This is a genomic window from Vibrio sp. OPT46 (assembly GCF_015163535.1).
Lineage (GTDB): Bacteria > Pseudomonadota > Gammaproteobacteria > Enterobacterales > Vibrionaceae > Vibrio > Vibrio alginolyticus.
Genome location: NZ_JADDYG010000603.1, coordinates 1,677 through 7,076, shown reverse-complemented (window position 1 = coordinate 7,076; position 5,400 = coordinate 1,677). Strand labels below are relative to the sequence as shown.

General features: G+C 42.7%; 4 protein-coding genes. 3 read left to right on the top strand and 1 reads right to left on the bottom strand.

All coding sequences use genetic code 11. The features are described 5' to 3' along the window. Positions 1 to 312: LysR substrate-binding domain-containing protein (locus IQR33_RS23555; RefSeq protein WP_265575808.1), on the top strand; the 312-nt coding region annotated here is incomplete at its 5' end. 228 nt (positions 313 to 540) lie between these two features. Continuing rightward, on the top strand, positions 541 to 1,023 hold the full coding sequence (locus IQR33_RS23550) for a DUF1097 domain-containing protein (RefSeq protein ID WP_193837695.1): 483 nt from the start codon (positions 541 to 543) through the stop codon (positions 1,021 to 1,023). 153 nt (positions 1,024 to 1,176) lie between these two features. Here IQR33_RS23550 and IQR33_RS23545 read toward each other — a convergent pair whose 3' ends face one another. After that, complete coding sequence (locus IQR33_RS23545; RefSeq protein WP_130545371.1) at positions 1,177 to 2,811, bottom strand: ATP-dependent endonuclease; 1,635 nt, start codon at positions 2,809 to 2,811, stop codon at positions 1,177 to 1,179. A 268-nt stretch (positions 2,812 to 3,079) separates the two neighbouring features. On the opposite strand from IQR33_RS23545, the gene IQR33_RS23540 reads away from it, so the two are divergent. Beyond that, positions 3,080 to 4,822, top strand: a complete 1,743-nt coding sequence (locus IQR33_RS23540; protein WP_169628839.1) for a bifunctional metallophosphatase/5'-nucleotidase — start codon at positions 3,080 to 3,082, stop codon at positions 4,820 to 4,822. Positions 4,823 to 5,400 lie beyond the last annotated feature (578 nt).

Sequence of the window (5,400 nt, the reverse complement as noted above, 5' to 3'; positions counted from 1 at the left end):
TCTGGCACACGAAAAACATTTGATAGTTCTATTCACCACCTTATTGAAGATTTGGATGTGTGGCGCGAGTACGAACACGTTCCGGTGTTACGTAGTTTGGTTGCTAATGGTCAGTACCTTACTTGCTTACCGTATTTAGATGTAGAGCGATATATAGAAGCAGGTCACCTTGTGGCATTAAATGTACCTGAGTTAAAAATGGAAAGGACGCTTTCATTTATATGGCGTTCAGATATGGCAGAAAACCCATTAGTCGACTGCATTAAAAGAGAGGGACTACGAATGATGAAAGGGAAGCCTTCAGTTCTTTAAAGGTTGATTAAACATGCCTACGAGATGAGTTGGGTTTATTCCCTAAATCTGTTGATTTATCGGTTGCGTCAAACTTTTAATGTAAATTGTGAAAATAATAATATCTTATTGTGATCAGTATCACCGATAAGCTGAGCTGATGTATCTAACATGTGTCCTTGATTTCAATGTATGAAGGCAGTTATTGAACCATATAGGTACGATAATAGCCGAGTAGGTATGACTACCATGACGAGACTTTTAGCTATTTCTATCACTACTGGAATTTTATCTGGCGTATGGGGTTGGATCGCCATCTCTTTAGGTTTGCTTTCTTGGGCTGGTTTTTTAGGTTGCACGAGCTACTTTGCAGCGCCAACGAGCGGATTGAAAGGACTAGGCATCAGCTTAATCACCAATATGACAGGCGTATTCTGGGCAATGGTAATTATTCACGGTTCCACTTACGTGGGGTTGGAAATTATTGGCTATGTGATTACCGCTATTGTGGCATTCTTCATGTGTATTCAAGCTAAACAGGCTTGGCTCGCGTACATCCCTGGTACTTTTATTGGTTCATGCGCAACATTTGCGGCTGACGGAAACTGGCAACTTGTCATTCCATCGTTGTTGCTAGGTGGTGTGTTTGGCTATCTAATGAAAGCGACAGGGCTATGGTTGCATACGAAATCAACCGCTACTTCTTCTTCGCTTGCTGAGCAAGCACAGTAGTGAACCCCCGATCTTATTGGTATCCACTGTGTATTGAGTTTTATCCCTCTCAATACCCTTAATCAAAATTAATGATGTTTGATACAAGCACACCAAATTGGTGTGCTTTTTTTGTATTACAAGACAATACGCTGAGTGTAAAATACGTCTAACTCATGTATTGCCGTTGGCCATGGTAACAACGCGTTTAAGTGTCCAGCGCAGAAGAACAGGAATACACTCCATGCCTTTCTCTTCACAATGAGAAACAATAGCCAAAGCTAAGTCCGGTTTTGCATGTTTTTTCAAAACACGATTTACGACTTTTTTAGCAGGGATAGGGTGGTCATGAGGAACTTTGATGATGTCCTTAAAGAAAAGTTCAAAACCATTGTTGTACAGAAAGTGCTCGATGTCTCGGTCGGGTAACTCCGTAAGTCGATGCCTTTCCTGATCATGGTCGAGCTGTGCTCGCACTGCATGCGCGTACTTTTTCCCTGCTGGGTCGCCATCGGTAACGACATGCCAATCAATACCAAACTCTTTTGCTACTTTGATGAGTGATTTTAGACCTGATTGAGCAAACTCAACGATTTGAACCCCTTCGGCAGCCAAGTCATACCCGCATTGACGAGCCAGTTCATGAAAAAGCCAAACTTCGGTTTCGCCCTCAACAAGTAACCAGCACCGCGCAAATAATGCGCCTGAACGATGAAAACGAATATGGAAACCAATTCGGCGCAACTCATCTCGACCAAACTTTGTTGAGTTTAAACTCTTAGCGATGGTTCTGTCTGATAGCCGAATTAAACGTCGAATTGAATACAGTGGAACAGAACCGAGTAACGTGCCACTGTTGGTGGTTAATATCTTTTGCATTGGCAACAATTGCAATAAGGACCACGCTCTCGCTAGATGAGTTGGATGCAGTCGACCTTCTGGATCTTCAATGATCAGTATTGGTCTCGCACAGCGCCTTAAATCGGTGGGGCCTTTAGCTTGAAGATAGGCATTGAGTAACCCCATTAAAAGCAAGCGGCTTTGTTTGTCATTGGTTTCTTTCAAGAACTGACTCAAACCTTTATCAGAGGAAGGGCTGGTATAGAAAAGACCATCACGAGGTTTGCGTGGGTTACCTTTACTGACACTTCTGAACGCAAAATAGTGTTCAACAAGCGTTTGCATTGAGTCGAGGCTACTACGAATCTCACCTTTATTCACATGGCCAGGCATAGCCAATAAGCGTCGACAGGTGTTGTTGATTCGTTTTTCAATCCGAGCATTTTTACCATCGCCGTTGACATGGTTTAAATCTGGGAAGCGTCGGGAGTCACGTAGTCGGATTACAGGATGAAGTGTCATTAACTCAATAGCGAGTTTCTCTGAGTGGTGAAGTTTTTTGGGTTTGCCGTTATGATCCAAAAACGCGTACTCTGTATTAATGCCGTGCTCATCGCGAGACGCACTAATACGATAGTAAATGACTTGCTCACCATCTTCGTTGGTGCACCATGTAGGCTTTATGCGTCTGTAGCGTCCCGCTTTTACTTCGTTTTTATCCTGTGCTTTAAAACAAACAATGATCTGTAAGTGTTGTGTTTGTGGATGAGAAATTGAGTAGTCAACGTGAAAATCTTTCAGTTTGAATTGATACAATGAGCCATCGGCAGGTAATGCGATGGAAAGGGCATCGAGTAATGATGATTTGCCCCACGTGTTTTCACCGATAAGCGTGGTGAGTTCGTCAAAAGAGAGTGAAAGGCGTTTGATGCCTCTAAACCCGGAGATTTCGATGCGTTCTAGTCTCATCTCAATCCTCCTTGCAATTATTTGAATTATCGAGAGTTATTTTGCTACTCCTAAGCATATATGAATTCGGAATTTTTGAGTTAAGCTCAGTTCACAAAATTACGAGAGCCTCTTACTGAATAGAGACCGTTACAAGCGAGGCTTGCTTTCAAAGCTGGGGGACAGCATCGTGATCACTTAAACATGAAATCCTAAATCGCAGTTTCATAAAATTCATGATTCTGTCATGATTCACTTCTTATTATTATAAGGAATGAAAAAAGAGAAGATGAAGATGAATAACAATCATAAGCCAGTGAGAATCAAACTGGCACACATCAATGACACACATTCCTACTTTGAACCAACGTCATTACAGTTAAAGCTTAAGATAAACAATGAACTCACGCTAGAGCCCTATGTCAGCGCCGGCGGCTTTTCTCGTATCGCAACCAGAGTCGAGCAGTTAAGAGATGATGCTCAGCGCCAAGGTCATGGGATGTTGTTCCTCCATGCCGGAGATTGCTTCCAAGGTACGCTGTATTTCTCACTATTTAAAGGCAAAGCCAATGCCGACTTATTGAACGCATTAAAGATTGATGCAATGGCGTTAGGTAACCATGAATTAGATATGGGGAATGAGCCAGTTGCATTGTTTTGCCAACGTACTCAGTTCCCATTGCTTGCTGGCAACTGGGATTTATCCAATGAATCACTTAAAAAACCTCACCGTATCAGTGATTGTAAGGATGTATATAGTTACCAACCGGATACACAGAGCGCTCAATACATTGTTAAAGAATTCCATGGTGAGCGGGTCGCGGTTTTCGGATTATCCATAGATAAAATGAGCGACATCGCAAACCCTGATGCAGACACGCCTTTTCACTCAGCAATTGAAACCGCCAAGGCGACCGTAAAACAAATCCATTCATCAGGTATAAAAAATATTATTCTTCTGAGCCACTTAGGTTATGAAGGTGATTTAGAGTTAGCTGAGCAAGTCGCAGGTATTGGTATAATTGTTGGTGGACACAGCCACCGGTTGCAAGGTGATTTTTCATCAATAGGGTTAGGACAAGACGATCCCTACGGTATCAAAATTAATGATACCTATGTGGTGCAAGCGGGTTTCCATGCTTTGACAATGGGGCACTGCGTCATTGAGTTTGATGAACACGGTAAAGCAACGATGTTGAGTGGACAAAATGAACTGTTGCTTGGCCGACGTATTTTTTGGGACTCGACGCTAAACCAACAGCTCGACCAAGGTGTATTCGAAACCGCGTGCGACTTCATCCATGGTCAACCGAATGTCGTGGTTTGTAAGAAACACCCGGAAACTCAAGCTATCCTGAGCGATAAATATATTCCTCAGGTTAGGCAGTTACAGTCACAAGTCATTGCTAGTGTTGACACCAAAAAGCGTCATGTGAGAATTCCCGATGAATTTGGTGAGAGTGAGTTGGCTTCCTCCGTTGCCCGATCATTTCTGCACTGTTTAAACAAACGTGGATATGACGTTCAATTTGCAATTCATAATGCGGGTGGCGTGCGAACCTCTTTGAACCCTGGCAACATCACAGTGGCAGACATTGCCGGACGACTGTTGCCTTTTGCCGTTCCTATCGGCTTTTACGATGTAAAAGGCAGCGCTATTCGCCGTGCACTTGAAGGCGCGATAAATAATGCACTCAACAATGGCGTAGAAGGCACTGGATCTGGCAGTTATCCGTACACTTACAATTTAAACTTCGAGTACCACGCAGATACCCCAAAAGGTGAAAGAGTTCAATCATTAGTGATTTTTGATGGCAAACAATGGGTAGGTGTTCAAGATGATGTTTGGTATCGAGGGACTTCTTCTGCCTATACGATGAAAGGGAAAGAGGGGTACGACGCATTGCAGGAGATGAAAGGAGAAGGGCGTGTGACCAGTTTGTCCATGGCTGATTGTTTTATTGAACTCCTGACCGATGAGCCAAACTGTTTGAATCAAAGTCACAAACTTTACACAAAGCGACGTCGATAATAGATACTGGTATTGATTTTGCTGCTCTCCACTTACTACATGGGTTGATGAGGATGGCAGTATGTGGAATAAAGATTGGGCAGATACGGCAGTCGTGGTTGCCTGGATCGCAATTTGGTCAACACTGGTCTACTTTGTGCCTCTAAGCGGCTTTTGAATTGCTAAGAATGTGGATGTTACAAAAGGGAGCAGTAATGCTCCTTTTTTGTATCTATCTTCCCCGTTAGGGCTCTAACCAATGAAGAGTTTGTCTTGAGCCATTTGCTGCTTTTTGTCTGTTTAATAAAGTTCAGGTGGTTGAATCCATTTCTTTCTTTTTATAGTGCTTCCTGATTTTTAATAAGAATTTTATTTCGATAAGACAAGGTTTTTTTGTTGGAAAGCCTGACGCTCGGCGTTATTATGTCGACGTTTGGGGAGTAGTTAGCGCAAGTTTACTTATCGTCATCTCGTTAAGCATCAGCTTATCCGGTAAGTAAAGGTGTTACGTGGTTTATTCACGTCAACACTTCAACGAGACCAACGCATTCATTGACTAGCAGCACATAATCGTTATGTGGCTGTTGGTTGTTATTGTA

Coding starts and splice junctions, on each gene's coding strand:
- IQR33_RS23550 (WP_193837695.1), top strand. CDS start 541: ATGACGAGACTTTTAGCTATTTCTATCACTACTGGAATTTTATCTGGC.
- IQR33_RS23545 (WP_130545371.1), bottom strand. CDS start 2,811: ATGAGACTAGAACGCATCGAAATCTCCGGGTTTAGAGGCATCAAACGC.
- IQR33_RS23540 (WP_169628839.1), top strand. CDS start 3,080: ATGAAGATGAATAACAATCATAAGCCAGTGAGAATCAAACTGGCACAC.